Raw genomic sequence first — 16,526 nt, 5'->3', positions numbered from 1 at the left:
TCCTGTTCCCTGTGTGCAGGGTGACGGTGTGTCACCAGGCCGGGGGAGAGTCTCGGCGAGCGGCGGGTTGATCAGCACCCCTCGGGGCGTCTGAACAATTCCTTTGACTGACATGGCGTCGGTGCGCGGCGCATCCGCTTGAGCTCCTGCTCACGTGCGAAGTTCCGGCTGGGCAGATGGTCGTGCACAGACGTGGCGAACCGTGCCTCAAGCCGGTGTCGAAACGCGTTTCGCCGACCTGCCGCGGCGGCGTAGGACATTCACCGGCTCGTACGCGGTGGACGCGTCATCGGGAGGGGCGGCCGGGTGGTGCCCGTGCCGATGGCTTCGACCAGCCTTCGGCTGGGGCCCTGCTGAGCATGCGGCAGGCCAGCGCGATCAGGGCGGTCACGATGAAGGTGGTGATCAGCTGGTTGCGGCCGTTGTCGTCGAAGCATGTCAAAGCGACGATGTCCCCCGAGAACGGCGAGGGCCAGGTGGCTGGCGCAAGGGAACCTGAGATCGGTGTGCCGGTGCGGCAAGGGGCAGTGGGGACGGCGCCGCCCGAGCCGGATCGTGATCCAGAACATGCTCCGGCAACCGGCCTGTGCCGGGGTGTCCGTCCATGGCCGAAGCCACACCGGCCGGCACCAACGCGACCCGGCCAGGATCGAGCTCGACGGGCCGGCTCTGCTGGACGGAGTGATCTGGTGCGGACGCTGCGGCACCCGCACGATCGCGCACTCCCGGGACAGAGGCGTCCATGCCCGCAGCGTGGTCGGCGTCGCAGTGCTCCCGCTGCACGCCCCCGTCGAGGTCGAGATCCAGGTCGAACCGTCCGACCGGGACGGCGAGCCCTGCCCACGAGCCTCATGGCCGACCCATGTCTCCGTGGAGTGTCTCGCGACGCCCTCGACGTGGGCCGGCCGTACCCGGCCGTCCGAGCAGGATCGGGCCGCCGGATTCCCGCTTCCCGATGTCTGTCAGCCGAGCTGAGCCGGTGTCTCCGGAGCCTCCGGGATGGTGATGGCGGGGAGGACGAGCCGTGCGCCGGTGAGGCCTCCGACGCCGAGGCTCTGCGTGCTCGGGATCCGCTTCGTCGTGAGCCACGGGTTGCCGTCGGTGCCCGGGTGCACGGCGGAGTGGGGGAAGTCGCTCGACTGGATCTGCAGCTGGAGGCAGTGGCCCCTGCGGAGCCGGTAGGCGTTGTCGTCCAGGGCGAGGGCCAAGGAGCCGCCCGCCCGCTCGGACAGGACTGCGCGGCCCCATGAGATCGGGCGGGTGGTGCCGTCGGGGTGCACGTCCTGCAGCTTCGCGAAGACATGCGTCGAAGGGGCCGAGAACGTGACGCGTCCCGTGAGGACCGGCTGTCCGGCGAAGTCGACGTGCTCGGTCAACGGTTCGGTGCGGAAGGTCAGCACGTCGCGCCGGTCCGCCAGGTCGCGCTCGTCGGGACAGTCGGCGAGCAGGTACCAGATCGCCTCGATGTCGGTGCTCGACGGGACGGGGTGCTCGGGGTCGTGCGTCCACGCCAGGGACGTCGCGTTCTCGTCCGGCTCAGGGTTCAGGGCGTACGTCCCCGAGCCGTGCGCGGAGAGGTGGAAGGTGAGCGGTCGGCTGGGCGGCGGGTATTCCTGGGAGGACTGCCAGCCGACGTGTCCGACGTGCCACCGGGCGCGCGGACGGGGGGATGTCGGCCGCAGCCCGTCGAGGTGCTCGTCGAAGAAGTCCGCCACTTCGCCGCACTCGGTCTCGATCTTCTCGGCGAGCGCGGATTCGCTGAGGTACGGGTTGCGCTCGTCGCCGGCTCCGACGTCCTGAAGCAGGTAACCGGAGTGGTCGGCCGAACCGGCCCGGAGGAAGTGCAGGTCGCGCTGGCCGGCCAGGGAGCGGAAGTGCCGCCAGTCACGCAGGCCGAGGGGGGCGAGGCCCGGGTCGTACCAGTTCTGCCAGTGCAGGACCGGAATCGACGTGGTGTGGTACGGGTGCCGGTCACCGTAGGGGTTGTACCATCCCTGGTCCGCGGAGCGCCCGAGCATGTCCGTGGCCGCCCGGCACTCGCCGATCCGCGTGCGGGCCGCGGCGACGATGTTCTCGACGGACTCGGCGCTCCAGTCGATCTCGGCAAGGTAGCCGTTGTGGTCGGTCCAGATCTGCAGGAGGTCGTTGAGTCCCGCGATGTAGGGGACCTGCTGGCTCCACTGCGCTCCCACGTGCCCGGCGCCCATGTCGATGCCCGTGACCATCGGGACCGCCGCCTTGACGGCCGGGTGGCCGCTCGCCACGGTGGCCCAGGTCGTGAAGCCGTAGTACGACTGTCCGGTCACGCCGATCCGGCCGTTGGACCACGGCTGCCGGGTGATCCACTCAGCCGTGTCGTAGCCGTCGGCGACATCGTAGGCGTAGGGGAGCGTCTCCCCTCCTGACCGGAACTTGCCCCGGACGTCCTGGGTCACGAAGGCGTAGCCGCGGGAGCGGTAGTACTCGGCCTCGAAGGCCAGGGCGGTGTAGCGGCTCGACTTGTCGTAGCAGGTCCGCACGAGAATGGCGGAGTGAATGCCCGCGTCGTCCGGCAGGTAGACGTCCGTGGCCAGTTCCACTCCGTCGCGCATGGCGACCAGGTGTTCCCGGGCGTGTTCGGACGGCGGCTCCGACGTCATGGTCTCGACGATGGTGAAGCTCATGGCATGCCTCCGAGATATGTTTCGGTTGTTGTATAACAGCTTCAGCGGGTTGTGTCAGGCAGTGGTCGGGTGTGAAGGGCGGGGAGGTTCCAAGTGCCGCGGTACGTTGATCCGGAGGAGCGAGTTCGCGACATCGTCGTGGCCTCGCTCGAGGCTTTGAGCGAGGGAGGACTGCCCGAGCTGACGCTCAGGAAGATCGCGCAGCGGATGGGCGGGTCCAGCACGCTGATCACGCACTACTTCGCCAACCGCGAGGCCCTGCTCGACGCGGTACTGGAGTTTGTGCTGGCCGACGCGGACGCCGTCCTCGGGGAGTTGGAGAAGATCGCGGATCCCCGTGAACGGATGCGGTTCGCCCTCACATGGTTCCTGCCGGACACCGAGGACGCGTTGAGGCAGGAGCGCGCGCGGGTGGCGTTGCTGACGCACCAGGGTGCGGAACCGGTCATCCGGCGGCACCTGCAGCGCATGGAGCCGGCGATGCGAGCGGTTCTGGTGCGGGCCGTCGAGGAGCTGGTCCCGGCGGACGAACTGGAAGGAACCGTCGACATGGTGCGCGTGTGGGTGTCCGGCATAGCCTTGTCCGTGGTCGAGCACCCGGAGATCTGGACCCCCGAGCGCCAGCTGGCCGCGCTGGAGCGATTTCTCAAGGTGTTGTCGTTCGTGGAACTGCCGGCCGGCTGAGGCCGGGACGCGGGTCCGCGGACCGACCGGTGTCCTCCGGTCGGTCCGCTGCCGTGCTTCAGGAGGCGCGCAGGTCCACGACGCGGTCACTGTGCGGCTCGGCACGGAGTTCCGCCTTCGCGATCTTGCCGCTGGCGGTGTAGGGGAGGCTGTCGCGGAACTCGACGTAGCGGGGGACCTTGAAGCGGGCGAGTCCCTGAAGGCACCACGCCTCGATCTCCTGCGCGGTCAGGCTCGCGCCCGGCTTGAGCACGACGACCGCCTTGACCTCCTCGTCGCGCTGGGGGTCGGGGACCGGTATGACGCCGACGTCGTCCACCTCGGGCAGGGCCATGATCTGCAGCTCGACCTCGGCGGCGGCGATGTTCTCGCCGCTGCGGCGGATGACGTCGCGCAGGCGGCCCTCGTAGTAGTGCTGCCCGTCGGCGTCCTTGCGGACGATGTCCCCGGTGCGGAACCAGCCGCCGGGCAGGAAGAGTTCGGCGTTCGCTTCGGGCCGGTTGTGGTAGCCGAGCATCATGCCGGGGCCCCGCAGGCACAGTTCGCCGGAGCGGCCCGGCTCGACCTCGCCGCCGCTCTGGTCGATGACCTTCGATTCGCGCTGGGGGAAGCACCAGCCCATGGAACCGGTGCCGACCGTGTCGGTGCGGTCGTAGGGGACGTAGGTGCCGTTGCCGACCTCCGTGCTGGCGTACACCTCGCGCGCCCGCAGGCCGAAGCGCTGTTCCAGGGGTTCGTGCAGGGAGGGTGGCAGGGCCGAGACCGGTGCCCTTTTCAGGGCGAGCTGCCCGTCGGCCTCGCTCTCCGGGAAGTCGAGCATGCCCTCGTCGATCCACGCCATGTCGATCCGGTGGTCGACGAGCCAGTTCATGAACTTGCGCCGGCTCAGCCCCGCGGTGACGTACAGGCCCCCTCCGCCGGCCAGTGCCATCATCAGATAGGCCTGGTTCTGCATGTAGTAGAAGGGGTGGTCCGCCAGGATGCGCCGCGGGTCCCCGAGGGCCGAGCCGTAGACGCCGATCTGGATCCAGTAGGTGTGGGTGAGCAGGCACCCCTTGGGCAGTCCGGTCGTACCGGAGGTGAACTGGATGTTGACCACTTCACCGGGATCGGCCCGGTGGGTGCGTGGCGCCGCGTCCTGCGCGATCAGCGCGGCGAAGTCGCGCACGCCCGCGACCGGTTCGCCCACGGCGATGATCCGTTCGCTCGGGACCGGACCGACGCGGTCGTCGGCGAGTGCGCCGCGGACGACGTCATCGGCGGCGACGAGCCACCGGGCGTCCGCGTCGCTCAGGACGAAGTCGATCTCCCGGGGGGTGTACTTCGGGTTCATCGGCACGGCGACCGCGCCGGCTTCGATGACCGCGAGCCAGGTCAGCGGAAACTCGACCTGGTTGCGCAGCATGATGCCGACCTTCTGGCCGGGTGTGACGCCGAGGCGTTCGAGGCCGGTGCGCACCCGGCTGATCCGCTCGCGCAGCTCGGCCCACGTCAGAGTGGGGCCGCCGTCCTCGATGTGGGTGAGGGCGACGTCGTCCGGCCACTGCCGGGCGGCGTAGTCCAGTGCCTCGGGGATGTTCCTGCCGAGGAGGTACTGCTGGTGCTCGTTCAGTTCCATGCTTTCGGCCTCTCTACGGCGGTTCAGACGGTGGACCACAGAGCACGCAGCGTCGCGACGAATCCCGGCCGCTCCCGGCCCCGGACCTCCGCACGCAGGTCGGTGACGACGAGGTGGCCCTGCTCCCCGCGGTCGATGACCTCGCGGACGTGACCGTGGATGCGGAACGGGTCGGTGGTGCGGATCACCGAGACGAAGCGGACGTTGTCCAGTCCGTAGTTCCAGGCGATCCACGGGCCTTCGGACCACACGGAGTGGTTGCACAGCACATCGAGCAGGCTGAGCAGGTGGAAGCCCTCCACCAGGTCCTCGCCGTACCCGTCCTCGCCTTCGTAGGCGTGCGGGTACTGGTCGTGGTAGGACGCCTTCTCGAAGTCCTTCGCGCGGTCGTCGTCGACGACGAACCAGGGCGTGGTGAACGTTCCGTCCAGCAAGGCCGGTGCTTGGGAGGGGTGGGGCACGGTGAGTGTCGTGGCTCCCTCGGTGGAGAGGATGCCCATGGTCGGCTCCTTTGTGTAGCGGCTGTTTTACTACGAGGGCATGTGTCCGCCCGGATCTCGGCGGACCGGGGGTCAGGCGCGTCGGCGCCGGGGCTGCCAGCCGGGCCTGGGCACCGCGTCGAGCAGTTCCTGTGTGTAGGGGTCCCGGGGGTGGTCCAGCACCTCGGCGGTGCGGCCCTCCTCCACGACGCGGCCGTGCTGCATGACCAGGCAGTGGTCCGTGACCTGGCGTACCACGGCCAGGTCGTGCGAGACGAACAGGAAGGCCACCGTGGTGCGTTCACGGATGTCGGAGAGCAGGTTCAGCACCTGCGCCTGCACACTGACGTCGAGGGCGGCGACGGCCTCGTCGAGGATGAGGATCTCCGGTTCCAGTGCCAGCGCCCGGGCGATGGCCACGCGTTGCCGCTGCCCGCCGGACAGGTCGAGGGGGAGCCGGGCCGCGTGCTGTTCGTCGAGCCCGACCTCGGCCAGCAGGCCCGTCGCCCGTTCCAGGGCCGCGGCGCGTCCCAGTCCGATGCGTACGCGCAGGAGTTCCGTCAGACCGGCGCCGATGCGCTGGCGCGGATCCAGGGAGGCGAAGGGGTCCTGGAAGACCATCTGCACGGGGCGGGCCGACCGCTTCCCGCTCCCGGTGACGGTGACCGTTCCGCTGGTGGCCCGCTCCAGTCCGGCGACGATGCGTGCGACGGTGGTCTTGCCCGAGCCGGACTCACCGACGACCGCCAGTGAGCCACCGCGTTCCAGGGCGAAGCCGACGTCGTCGACGGCGATGACCGCCTTGCCGTCACGGGAGCGGGCGGGGAACTCCTTGCGCAGGTGCTCCACGATGAGTGCGGGGCCGGTGTCCCGAGCCGGGACCGCTGCCTCGGTCATGAGTGCACCGCCTGAGGAAGTTCCGCGCTGATCTGTTCCACTCGATGGCAGGCGACCAACCGGTCCTCCACGGTGCGCAGTCGGGGCCGGTCCTGCCGGCATTCCTCGGTGGCGAATCGGCAGCGCGCGGCGAACGCGCAGCCCGGTCCCGCCTCGTACGCCGAGATCGGCCGGCCCGGGATCGGCTGCAGCCGGGTGACCGCCGTCGTGCTGGGGCGGCAGGCGAGCAGCCCCGCGGTGTACGGGTGCAGGGGACGGGAGTGGACCTCCGTCGTGGCTCCGCGCTCGACGACTGTCCCGGCGTACATGACGGCCAGGGAATCGGTCACGGCGGCGGCCAGGTCCAGGTCGTGCGAGATGAACAGCAGACCGAGGTTCCGCTCCCGGATCTGCTCCCGCAGGATCGCCATCACCTCCGACTGCACGGTCACGTCCAGAGCCGTGGTGGGCTCGTCCGCGAAGACCAGCTTGGGGGAGGGCAGCAGCGCCGCCACGATCATCATGCGCTGGAGCAGACCGCCGGAGAGCTGGTGCGGGTACTGCGTCAGGCGGTGTTCCGGATCGGTGATGCCGATACTCGTCATGAGCTCGCAGGCACGCTGCCGGGCCTCCCGCGGGCCGAGCAGCCTGCCGGCCACGACGCCCTCGACGAGGAAGTCGCCGACGGTGCGCAGCGGGTTGGTGTGGGCGCGCGGGTCCTGGTGGATGAGCGCGACGTCGCGGGAGCGGTAGGCGGCGAGTTCGCGGCGTGAGAAGCCGAGTACCGACCGTCCTTCGAATTCGATCCGCCCGGAGGTCTCGGCGTGCCGGGGAAGCAGCCGCATCGCGGACTTGACCAGCATCGACTTGCCCGAGCCGGACTCGCCGACGAGGCCCATGGTCTCGCCGGCCGCCACGGTCAGGTCCACGCCGCGGACCAGCGTGCGCTTGCTCCTGCGGTCCCCGGCCGTGATCCCGACATCGTGCATCCGAAGCAGTGGTGTGCCGGTCATCGGGTCCCTCCGAACCGCTGGGCGAGGCGCTCGCCGAGCACGTTGAACGCCACCACGGAGACGACGATGCACAGGCCCGCGGCCATGCTCTGCTGCACGGCGCCGTCCAGAACCTCGGATCGGCCGTCGGACACCATCACCCCCCATTCCGCCTCCGGCGGCTGGATGCCGAGCCCGAGGAACGAGACCGCCCCGAAGTCCATCAGCGCCGAGCCGAAACCGATGGTCGCCTGGGCCAGCACGATGGGCGCCACGTTGGGCAGCAGGTGCCGCCCGCAGATCCGCCAGCTCGACAGCTCGGCCAGTTGAAGCGCCTCGATGTACGGCAGCTGCCGCTGCCGTATCGCGACGCTGCGCACCACCCGGGCCACGTACGGCGTGTAGACGATGGTCAGGGCCAGGACCGGTGCCCAGAAGCCGGCACCGAAGACGGCCGCGGCGACCACGGCCACCAGCACACCGGGAATCGCGAACAGCAAGGTCAGCGCCCGGTTCAGCAACCGGTCGACCCAGCCGCCGTGCCAGGCGGCGGCGAGCGCCAGCAGCGTGCCGAGGCCGGCGCTGCCGAGCACGATGATGCCGGGCCCCGCGAAGCTCAGCCGGGCTCCCGTCAGCGCCCGGGAGAAGATGTCACGGCCCAGTGAGTCGGTGCCGAACAGGTGCGCGCCGCTCGGGCCCTGACCGGCGGCGAGGACGTCGGTGGCCGCCGGGTCGTGGGGCGCGATCCACGGGCCGACCACCGCGAGGACCACCAGACAGGCGGCCACCGCGGCCGAGACGAGGAGCAGCGGGTCGCCGAGCCCCCTGCGCCCGGTGCTCCGCAGCCGGAGAGTGGCTGTGAGTGTGGCCATCGGTCAGCTTCCTTCCCTCAGCCGCGGATCCAGCAGGTGCTGACCGGCGTCCAGCAATGTGGTGACGACGACGAACACGGTGACGATCAACGCGCTGACCGCGGTCACCACCGGATAGTCCTTGGCGGAGACGCTCCTGATCAGCAGCGAGCCGATGCCGTCGATACCGAAGGCGGGCTCCACCACCACCGTGCCGGCCACCAGACCGGCCACGGTGAGGCCGGACGCGGTCAGGACCGGCAGGGCCGCGTTGCGCAGGATGTGCCGCCGGAAGACCCAGGAGCTGGGCAGCCCGCGGCCGCGGCCGGTCACCACGTGCTCGGCGGCCGCCTCCTCGCCGATCGCGCTGGAGGTCAGCTGGATCAGATAGGCGGCGTACCCGATCGACAGGGCGACCGCGGGGAGGACGAGGTGCCACAGCCGGTCGGCGAAGCCGCTGCCCGCGCCGCCGGTCGGGAACCAGCCGAGGTTCACCGCGAACACACTGATCAGGAGGGTGGTGGCGACGAAGGCCGGCACGGCGATGCCCAGCCCGGACAGGACGTTGACCAGCGGACGCCACCGTGGGCTGGTCCCGCCGATCCCGCCGAGGAGCAGGCCCGCGACGAGGATGAGGACCGCTGACATGCCGACCAGCAGAAGCGTGCTGAGCAGCCGGGGCACGAGCAGATCGGAGACCGGCTGCCGGTAGGTCAGTGAGGTGCCGAGGTCCCCGTGCAAGGCACCGGTCAGCCAGTGCCAGTAGCGCTCCGGCAGCGGGTCGTCCAGGCCGAGCCTGGCCCGCATCGCCGCTCGCGCGGAGTCCGAGGCGTGCGGTCCCAGCAACTGGGCCACCGGGTCACCGGGGGACAGGGCGAGGACGGCGAAGAGGAGGAAGGTGGCGCACAGGACGGTGACGACCGGGCTGACCACGTACGTCACCGCGAGCGACAGGACGGGGTGGCGCCACGAGACGCGGAGCCGGGCCGGCGGGCCGGCTGCGGAGGTGGACACGGACATCTCGTCGCTCCTACTTCTTCGGGGCGCCGACGTAGGCCAGCTGCGGCATGGACCAGTAGGCGAACGAGGTGATCGCGCCGGTCAGCCGGTCGCTGAGGAAGGTCGTGGTGTTCGTGGAGACGAGCGGGATCACCGTGTTCGCCTTCTCGTACAGGGCCTGCATCTCGACGACCGTCCTGGCCCGGCGTTCCCCGTCGAAGGTACTGCGTGCCTCGTCGAAGAGCTTGGTGACCTGGGGGTTGTTGTAATCGGTGTAGTTGTAGGTCACCTTCGGCAGGTAGCTGAAGCCGATGGTCTCCAACGGGTCGGGCGCGGCGCTGAAGTTCGACGACAGCATCAGGTCGACGCCCTTGCGCTTGGTGGCGTCGTAACCCGCCTGCGCGTAGACCAGTGGCTGCATGCTCTGGATCCTGATGGTGAGGCCTGCTTCCCGAGCCTGCTGCTGAAGCAACTGCGCGGTGCGCGACTGGGCGTCATCGCCCGCGGCGATCGCGAGCACGATCTGCTGGCCCTTGTAGGAGGACCCCTTGACCAGCTTCTTCGCCGCGTCCATGTCGTAGGACCGCGTGGCCTCGAAGGACTTGTACGCCTTCTCGTACACCGCACGCTGGGCGTTGGGCCAGGTCGTGGGGGTCGTCATGGTGTACAGCGGAGTGGCGGCCCCGTGGAACACCACCTTGGCGAGGGCGTCGCGGTCGATCATCCGTTCCAGGGCGGCTCGCAGGTCGACGTCGGCCATCGGACCGTCCGGGCGGGCGACGTAGATGTTCATCGACTGCGGAGAGGGCCCGAAGACCAGCCGCCCCGCCTTGGACTTCGCCAGGGCCGGAACCGAGGAGGCGGACAGTTCGTAGGCGCCGTCGATCTCGCGGGCGTTCAGCGACTGGGCCAGGGCGGTGGCATCGGTGACGAACGTGAATCTGACCGACTGGGCGAACGGGCGCCGGGCAGGGTTCCAGTAGGCGTCGTTGCGGCTCATCGTGATGCTGTCGCCGCTGAGCCACTTGTCGAGCTTGAACGGTCCGCTGCACATCAGACCGCCGGCCGGTGTGCCGAGCTTGGCACCGGCCTTCTCGGCGAAGGCCTTCTTCATGACCACCATGTTGGCCAGTTCGCTGGTGAACATCTCGTCCGGCTGCTTGAACGTGACGGTGACCTGGTCGGCAGCCGTCACCTTGATCGAGTCGACATCGGCGAAGAGATAGCTGGCGATCTTCGAAGGGTCGGAGGCCCATCGCAGGCTGTAGGCGACGTCCTCCGCGGTGACAGTGGATCCGTCCCAGAACTTGACGTTCGGGCGGACCGTGAGCACGAGCTTGGTCGGCGACTGCTGCTGATAACTCGCCAGGTTGGGCTTGAGGTTGAACTTCGCGTCCAGGGTCAGCAGGGAGTCGCAGAGATTGCGCACCACCTGTCCGCTCTGTGTGGTCGCCGCGTTGGCGGGATCGAGCGTTTCCGGCTCGCCGCCGGTGAGGTTCCAGGTGATCTGGTCGACGTCTCCCTTGGCGGCGGGGAGTGAGGAGACCAGGTCGTCCGCGGAAACCGACTTCTGCCCGCCCGACGAGCCGCCGGAACACGCTGTGAGCGTGGACGCGGCCAGTACGAGGCTGAGCACCGCGGCCCTCGGGATGTGTCGTGTAGCCATCGGTACGCCCCTTCGTTGCAGCCTGCGGCCGCCTTCGAGCCAAGTTGACGGAGAATGTATGACGGGTGATGTACAACAGGCAATGCTCATCCCGGGGCTTTTCCAGGTCGTAACTTTCGTCCGGGTCGGTCCTGGTGCCGGCGCCAGGGGTCGGTCGCAGGGCACCTGCCTGCATCAAGCCGTTCCCGGTCCCGCCTGCCACGTGACAGGCGGGAGTCGACGGGGCGAGCCGGTCACCGCGGCCGTCAGGCCCGGAGCCCCTGTTCTGGCATCACATCCGCACGGCAGGGGCCTTGTGCCGGGCGCACGGACCGATTTTCCGGCTTTTGGTGCCGAGTCGGCCTGGGGGAGTGCGATGGCCATGCCGGGCACGGACGAAGCCGTCCGTATACGAAGAGCCGGCGTCCGTGACCGTACCTGTGTCTGCGTGAGGCATCGCGGACGGAGCGGTGGCGCGCCGCAACGTTCTGGCGCTGTGGCCGATGGTCCGCCCCCAGGGGGCGTGGACCGGGTCGTCCGGCGCATCCCGGTCGGGGTCAATGCCGGCGACCGGCTCCGGCGATTTGCCGTTGGCCGGCCGCCGGCCGGTATCTGTGGTCGGGTGGGGAGCTAGGGCCGCGTCGTCGGGGTAGAGGTCCGACGGGCTTAGCCGGACGCGCCGGCGCCGGGAGACCGCAGCCGCCGGTTTCGGCGGGCGGTGTGGCCGGCGTTCCTTTGTCGGGTGCGTCCGGCGCGCGGTAGTCCTGCGCGGGCTGAATTCAGAGTGCGGGGTGCTGGGTCCACCAGTCGGTGGCGCGTTCGTAGCGGGCGGCGGCGGAGACGACGGCTGCGTCGGCGTGCTGAGGGCCGATGATCTGGAGGCCGACCGGAAGGCCCGCGGAGGTGAATCCGCAGGGCACGGAGACGGCGGGGAGCCCTGCATGGCTGGGCGACTCGGTCAGCCGGTGCAGGTGCCATCCCGGTTCGGCGAGGGGCTGTCCGTTGACGGTGGCGGGGCCACCCACGTCCCCGGCGTGGGGAAAAGCGGGGAAGGGGGTGGTAGGGGTCACCAGCAGATCGAAGTCGGCGAACACCTTCGCGTAGGCGCAGTAGATGTCGGTCTTCGTCTCGCGTCCGGTACGTCCGACATCCGCAGGTGAAAGTCGCGCCGCCCGATCGGCGATGTCCGCCGCCAGCGGCCAGACCTCGAGTTCCGCCGCGCGCATGAGCTCGACGAACGGAATGTACTCGGTGCCCCAGTAAGCGAGGAAGAACTCCATCGGGTCCGGCAGCTCCACCTGGGTCTCCTCCACGACCGCTCCGGCGGCCCGCAGGTCCTCCAGAGCGGCGGAGAAGACGCGCCGGGTCTCCCGGTCCACGGGACCGTGCAGGAGACCGTGGTCGGCCGCGATGCGCAGTCCGCTCAGATCCCCCTCGGCCAGGGCGGCCCGCGCGTACTGTTCGCCGGTGGCGGGCAGGGAGAAGCGGTCCAGAGGGTGAGGGCCGACGGTGGCGTCCAGGAGGAGCGCGGCGTCGACGACACGGCGGGCGATCGGGCCCTCGGTGCTGTCGGGCTCCGTGTTCCCGATGTGGGGAATGCGGCCGGTCGAGGGCTTGACCCCGACCGCTCCGCAGAGCGAGGCCGGTACCCGGATGGAGCCCCCGCCGTCGGAGCCCCAGGCGATCGGGGCGACACCTGCGACGGTCGAGGCCGCGGCCCCTCCGCTGGAGCCGCCTGCCGCATGGTCCGGGGCCCATGGGGTGCCGGTGGTTCCGGTCAGCTTGCTCTCGGTGACGCCGAGAAGTCCGAACTCGGGAGTCGTGGTCTTGCCCAGCAGGATCGTCCCGGCGTCCTTGAGCCGTGACCATGCGGCGGCGTCCTCGTCCGGCACATGGTCGGCGTAGGCGACACAACCGTAAGTGGTGCGCACACCGGCCGTGTCGGTGAGGTCCTTCACCGTGATGGGAACCCCGTACAGCGGAGGCAACTCCTCCCCGGAGGCGAAGCGCCGCTCGGCCTTCAGCGCCTGCTCGCGGGCGGCCTCCGCGGTGACCGTCACCATGACGTTCAGGCGGGAGTCCACCTGCTCCAGGCGATCCAGCGCCGCGCCGACCACCTCGACCGGCGACAACTTACGGCTCCTGTACAGCTGTCCGAGTTCGTGTGCGCTGAGCCACGTGAGGTCGTCGGGCACTGGGGATTCTCCCTCGCTGGTTTTAGTGAAGCACTCGTTATATGAACGCGTCCGCCTCGCTGCGTCAAGGGGTGCGGCGAAAGCCCACGGCCGGTCAGTGCCTGTGGTGCACCAGGTGCCATACGGTCGACGGAGGTGCCGCAGGCAGGGCTGGGAGCTGCAGGGATCTCGTGCGCATCGCCCCTGCCACAGCGGCGGGGCCAACGGGGCCCGGGGATCCGCGTTCAGAAGCCGAGGGGTGGAACGAGACGTACGTCACCGTGGAATGCAGTCGGCCCCGACCGTATCGCTGGGCGATGTCCTTCGCTCAGGGCACCGGATCCGTCCTCGGACGCGGATCCCGGAGCCCGACCCCGCTGTTGTCGTTCGGGTGTGTGCAGCAGGCGGGAGTCGTCGAGGCGGGCGGATAGAGCGGCGTTTCAGAGCCTCGTCGAAAACGTGGTCGACGCGGGCGCGTGCCCGGGCGAAGTCGACGCCGCGCACGCTGTGGCAGTGGTGGCGTCGTGCATGCTGCGGGCCGGGGCGTCCGGCGCGTCGTCGACGGCTTCGCCGACCGCGGTGGGGCCGCCGGTCCGGCGCAGTGCGTCGAGCGTGGGCTTGAGGCGCGGAGAGACGCAGGCGCCGGGCTGGCTGTGGGTGTTGACGGTGAGGATGCCGTACTCGGAGAGGACCGGGGTCGCCGCGCTTCTCGGGGTATGGGCCGTCGCGGAGGGGAGGGGAGGGGAGGGGCGACGGCGGCGTGCCCCACTTTCGGATCGCCGCAGGCGGGGACACCTCGGCCGAACGGCCGGAGATCCGGCGCGCCCTCGGCCCAAAGGCTGACCTTGTGGCCGTCACCCGCCGAATCTGGACCTCGTTCCTCCGGAACAGGTACTCGGCCGGCCCGTCAGCGTGCCTGGTGATGTGTACCTGGCGGGCGCGTTGCGAGCCGCGCGGATCCGCAGCGGCGGCTCGTTACGACCTGGACGGCCGTCGTTCGACAGCCGGCTTGTCCAGTCGCCCCTTCGGAGGTCGCGACGCCGGTCGGGCCTGCACCGATGGCGGTGACCGGTGGCAGTGGCGGGGACGGAGGGCCGCCAAGTGGCGGCGGCCTTCTTCAGGATCTCCGCGCCGGAAACACCGCCCGCACCTGCCACCCCACGCCGCCCCTCGGCCCGGCGTCCAATCGGCCGCCCAGCGCGGTCACCCGCTCCTGCAGACCGACGAGGCCGAAGCCGCCACCGTGCGCGGCCGCCGGAAGCTGGGTGCGCCCGCGACCGTCGTCCGCCACCGTCACCTCCAGGCGGCCGACGTGGTCGCGCAGGCAGATGTCGACATACGTGGCGTCGGCCGCATGCCGGCGGATGTTGGTCAGTGACTCCTGGACTACGCGGAAGGCCGCGGCCTGCGTCTCATGGGGGAGGCCGTCGGACACACCGGGGTCGCGGCGCAGGACGGTCCTCTGGCCCGGGGTCGCGAACCCCTCGACCAGTTCGGCGATGCCCGCGAGGTCGCCGACCGGGCGGCGATCGGCTGCCTCGGGGCCGGTGTCGCGGAGGACGCCGACCGTGCGGCGCATGGAGGCGAGGGCCTCCGTCGCGGCGCGTTCGATGCCCGCCAGGACGGGATCCAGTTCCTGCGGCTGGGTGACCGCCATCATGCGGGCCATCTGTGTCTGCACGAGGATGCCGGTCACGTGGTGGGCGACGAAGTCGTGCAGGTCGGCGGCGATCGCCAGCCGCTCCTGGCGGCGCGTGTCGGCGACGGCGACGGTGCGGCGGTAGTCCATCGAGCGCAGATAGCCCGCGAGCCCGGCGACGAGACCCACCAGCAGCAGGCCGATCATCTGCAGGCCCAGCAGGTCACTGCTGAGCTTCACGTCGCCGCGCACAGGAAGGGACAGCAGGGCGGTGGCGTCGAGGACGCCGCACACCAGAGCCCAGCGGGGCGAGCAGTGCCGTACCGCGATGAAGAGCAGGGTCAGCAGGATCACGATCTCGCCCGGCCCGAACACGACCGGCCCGTGGACCAGCAGTGACGCGGCCGTGAGGAGGGCCGAGGCGAGAGCGGGCACGCCGGTGCGCACCTGCGGGGTGAGCCACTCGGGCCGCCGCTCGGCCGGCCACAGCACGCCGGCCAGCCCGACGAGCATCACGGCCAGGGTCTGCCAAAAGGTGCCCAGTCCGGGCAGGACGCTCGTTCCGTCGGAGCCCGCGTAGAGAACCACGTCGACGACGGCCGCGGCGAGCAGGACACCTACGGCGAGGCCATGGGCGCAGCCCCGGGCGGAAACATGCTTCATGCCGATCACCGTAGGTCAGAGCCGTGGCGGCGGGATCGGCCGAATGACCGAGGCGCCCAGCGGGTCCGGCCCACGACTCCGGCCGTTCGGCCGAGGCACGCGGCCGGGCTCCCGGGCGAGTGTGGTGCCGCCTCCTCACCACGGACATCAGGAGTACGAGATGCAGCGCAGCAAGTTCGCCGTCGGCGCCGTCGGCGGTGTGACCGCAGTGGTCGCGCTGGGTGGCCTCGGAACGCATCTGCTCTCCGGCACCCAGTCCACCACCCGCCTGGACGAGTACAGCACGGCATCCGTCGACGGTCACACGGCGCTCGCGGCGAACATCGTCGCAGGCCGCGCCGAGAGCAAGTACCACCCGCTGCCCTGGGTCGGCGACAAGCTCTCCCGAGTCACCTGCCCGACCGGGCTCAAGACCGTGGCCGGAGCCACCCTCACCTGCACCGGCGAGAAGAGCGGCGGTGGGACCGTCGAGATCCCGGTCCGTGTGGTCAAGGCCGACGCAAAGCGCGTCACCTGGAAGTTCGAGCGCTGAGAAGGGTCCACGACAATGAGCACCGTTCTGGCCGGACACGGCCTGGTCAAGAAGTACGGCTCCACCACCGCCCTGGCCGGAGTGGACATCGAGGTGGGCGAGCGCGACTCGCTGGCGATCATGGGCCCGTCGGGTTCCGGTAAATCCACCCTGCTGCACGTCCTGGCGGGCATCATCCGCCCCGACGATGGCCAGGTGCTGCTGTGCGGCGAGCGCGTGGACAAGCTCGGCGAGAACCGGCTCAGCGAACTGCGCCGCAAGCGGTTCGGGTTCGTGTTCCAGTCCGGCCAACTGCTGCCGGAACTGCCCGCCGAGGAGAACGTGGCGCTGCCGCTGATGCTGGAGGGCATGCCGCGCGGTGAGGCCGTCGCCCGCGGCCGCCGCTGGTTCGCACCGCTGGGTCTGGACGGGCTGGAGCGCCGGCGCCCCGGCCAGCTCTCCGGCGGACAGGCGCAGCGGGTCGCCATCGCCCGCGCCCTGGCCGTCGAACCGGACGTGGTCTTCGCCGACGAGCCCACCGGCGCCCTGGACCAGCGCACCAGCACCGAGGTGGTCCAGCTGCTGACCTTCGCGACCCGGGAGACGGGTGCCGCCCTGGTGATGGTCACCCATGACGCCGACGTCGCAGCCCTCTGCGACCGCGTCCTCCAGGTCCGCGACGGCCGGATCAGCGGCCACAGCCAGTTCACTGTCGCCTGAGCCCACCGGAGC

General features: G+C 70.3%; 13 protein-coding genes and 1 pseudogene. 4 read left to right on the top strand and 10 right to left on the bottom strand.

Annotation, left to right across the window (positions count from 1 at the left end):
* Nucleotides 1-729: 729 nt before the first annotated feature.
* Nucleotides 730-822 (top strand): annotated as a pseudogene (locus ACIPSJ_RS22150) (RidA family protein); the annotation flags it as partial.
* Nucleotides 823-962: 140 nt separating this feature from the next.
* Here ACIPSJ_RS22150 and ACIPSJ_RS22145 read toward each other — a convergent pair.
* Nucleotides 963-2,663: a CocE/NonD family hydrolase gene (locus tag ACIPSJ_RS22145; RefSeq protein WP_401347973.1), complete on the bottom strand. Its 1,701-nt coding sequence runs from the start codon at nucleotides 2,661-2,663 to the stop codon at nucleotides 963-965.
* A gap of 93 nt (nucleotides 2,664-2,756) precedes the next feature.
* Between ACIPSJ_RS22145 and ACIPSJ_RS22140 the strand changes: the two genes are divergently transcribed.
* The gene (locus ACIPSJ_RS22140; protein WP_359219304.1) at nucleotides 2,757-3,347 is read left to right on the top strand and encodes a TetR/AcrR family transcriptional regulator; all 591 of its coding nucleotides are present in this window, start codon (nucleotides 2,757-2,759) and stop codon (nucleotides 3,345-3,347) included.
* Between the two features lie 58 nt (nucleotides 3,348-3,405).
* Here the strand turns inward: ACIPSJ_RS22140 and ACIPSJ_RS22135 are convergent, their stop codons facing one another.
* From ACIPSJ_RS22135 to ACIPSJ_RS22095, 9 genes are all read right to left on the bottom strand, one after another.
* Nucleotides 3,406-4,965: a class I adenylate-forming enzyme family protein gene (locus ACIPSJ_RS22135; RefSeq protein WP_401347970.1), complete on the bottom strand. Its 1,560-nt coding sequence runs from the start codon at nucleotides 4,963-4,965 to the stop codon at nucleotides 3,406-3,408.
* Between the two features lie 23 nt (nucleotides 4,966-4,988).
* Nucleotides 4,989-5,465 (bottom strand): hypothetical protein, encoded by a 477-nt coding sequence (locus ACIPSJ_RS22130; protein ID WP_401347967.1) that lies wholly within the window; start codon nucleotides 5,463-5,465, stop codon nucleotides 4,989-4,991.
* Between the two features lie 72 nt (nucleotides 5,466-5,537).
* Complete coding sequence (locus tag ACIPSJ_RS22125) at nucleotides 5,538-6,341, bottom strand: ATP-binding cassette domain-containing protein (protein ID WP_401347965.1); 804 nt, start codon at nucleotides 6,339-6,341, stop codon at nucleotides 5,538-5,540.
* Complete coding sequence (locus ACIPSJ_RS22120) at nucleotides 6,338-7,333, bottom strand: ABC transporter ATP-binding protein (RefSeq protein ID WP_401347962.1); 996 nt, start codon at nucleotides 7,331-7,333, stop codon at nucleotides 6,338-6,340. Before ACIPSJ_RS22120 ends, ACIPSJ_RS22125 begins: the two co-directional genes overlap by 4 nt.
* The gene (locus ACIPSJ_RS22115; RefSeq protein ID WP_401347959.1) at nucleotides 7,330-8,184 is read right to left on the bottom strand and encodes an ABC transporter permease; all 855 of its coding nucleotides are present in this window, start codon (nucleotides 8,182-8,184) and stop codon (nucleotides 7,330-7,332) included. Before ACIPSJ_RS22115 ends, ACIPSJ_RS22120 begins: the two co-directional genes overlap by 4 nt.
* Before the next feature lie 3 nt (nucleotides 8,185-8,187).
* A complete protein-coding gene (locus ACIPSJ_RS22110; RefSeq protein ID WP_401347956.1) occupies nucleotides 8,188-9,183 on the bottom strand; it encodes an ABC transporter permease in 996 nt (331 codons plus the stop codon).
* Nucleotides 9,184-9,193: 10 nt separating this feature from the next.
* On the bottom strand, nucleotides 9,194-10,828 hold the full coding sequence (locus ACIPSJ_RS22105) for an ABC transporter substrate-binding protein (RefSeq protein WP_401347954.1): 1,635 nt from the start codon (nucleotides 10,826-10,828) through the stop codon (nucleotides 9,194-9,196).
* Nucleotides 10,829-11,586: 758 nt separating this feature from the next.
* Nucleotides 11,587-13,002 carry an amidase gene (locus ACIPSJ_RS22100; protein ID WP_401347952.1) on the bottom strand — a complete coding sequence of 472 codons (1,416 nt, stop codon included), beginning with the start codon at nucleotides 13,000-13,002 and terminating at the stop codon, nucleotides 11,587-11,589.
* 1,096 nt (nucleotides 13,003-14,098) lie between these two features.
* The gene (locus ACIPSJ_RS22095; protein WP_401347949.1) at nucleotides 14,099-15,283 is read right to left on the bottom strand and encodes a sensor histidine kinase; all 1,185 of its coding nucleotides are present in this window, start codon (nucleotides 15,281-15,283) and stop codon (nucleotides 14,099-14,101) included.
* A 160-nt stretch (nucleotides 15,284-15,443) separates the two neighbouring features.
* Between ACIPSJ_RS22095 and ACIPSJ_RS22090 the strand changes: the two genes are divergently transcribed.
* Both ACIPSJ_RS22090 and ACIPSJ_RS22085 read left to right on the top strand, forming a co-directional pair.
* Entirely contained in the window at nucleotides 15,444-15,815 is a 372-nt protein-coding gene (locus tag ACIPSJ_RS22090; RefSeq protein WP_401347946.1) for a DUF4333 domain-containing protein, read from the top strand.
* A gap of 15 nt (nucleotides 15,816-15,830) precedes the next feature.
* A complete protein-coding gene (locus tag ACIPSJ_RS22085) occupies nucleotides 15,831-16,514 on the top strand; it encodes an ABC transporter ATP-binding protein (protein WP_359219282.1) in 684 nt (227 codons plus the stop codon).
* The last annotated feature ends 12 nt before the right edge of the window (nucleotides 16,515-16,526 follow it).

It is taken from the genome of Streptomyces sp. NPDC090088, from assembly GCF_044747345.1.
In the GTDB taxonomy this organism is placed as follows: Bacteria; Actinomycetota; Actinomycetes; order Streptomycetales; family Streptomycetaceae; genus Streptomyces.
This window is presented reverse-complemented; position numbering and strand designations above follow the sequence as displayed.

Bases quoted from the DNA above. Each gene is read 5' to 3' on its own strand.
- ACIPSJ_RS22145 (WP_401347973.1), bottom strand. From the start codon at position 2,663: ATGAGCTTCACCATCGTCGAGACCATGACGTCGGAGCCGCCGTCCGAA.
- ACIPSJ_RS22135 (WP_401347970.1), bottom strand. From the start codon at position 4,965: ATGGAACTGAACGAGCACCAGCAGTACCTCCTCGGCAGGAACATCCCC.
- ACIPSJ_RS22130 (WP_401347967.1), bottom strand. From the start codon at position 5,465: ATGGGCATCCTCTCCACCGAGGGAGCCACGACACTCACCGTGCCCCAC.
- ACIPSJ_RS22125 (WP_401347965.1), bottom strand. From the start codon at position 6,341: ATGACCGAGGCAGCGGTCCCGGCTCGGGACACCGGCCCCGCACTCATC.
- ACIPSJ_RS22120 (WP_401347962.1), bottom strand. From the start codon at position 7,333: ATGACCGGCACACCACTGCTTCGGATGCACGATGTCGGGATCACGGCC.
- ACIPSJ_RS22115 (WP_401347959.1), bottom strand. From the start codon at position 8,184: ATGGCCACACTCACAGCCACTCTCCGGCTGCGGAGCACCGGGCGCAGG.
- ACIPSJ_RS22110 (WP_401347956.1), bottom strand. From the start codon at position 9,183: ATGTCCGTGTCCACCTCCGCAGCCGGCCCGCCGGCCCGGCTCCGCGTC.
- ACIPSJ_RS22105 (WP_401347954.1), bottom strand. From the start codon at position 10,828: ATGGCTACACGACACATCCCGAGGGCCGCGGTGCTCAGCCTCGTACTG.
- ACIPSJ_RS22095 (WP_401347949.1), bottom strand. From the start codon at position 15,283: ATGAAGCATGTTTCCGCCCGGGGCTGCGCCCATGGCCTCGCCGTAGGT.
- ACIPSJ_RS22090 (WP_401347946.1), top strand. From the start codon at position 15,444: ATGCAGCGCAGCAAGTTCGCCGTCGGCGCCGTCGGCGGTGTGACCGCA.
- ACIPSJ_RS22085 (WP_359219282.1), top strand. From the start codon at position 15,831: ATGAGCACCGTTCTGGCCGGACACGGCCTGGTCAAGAAGTACGGCTCC.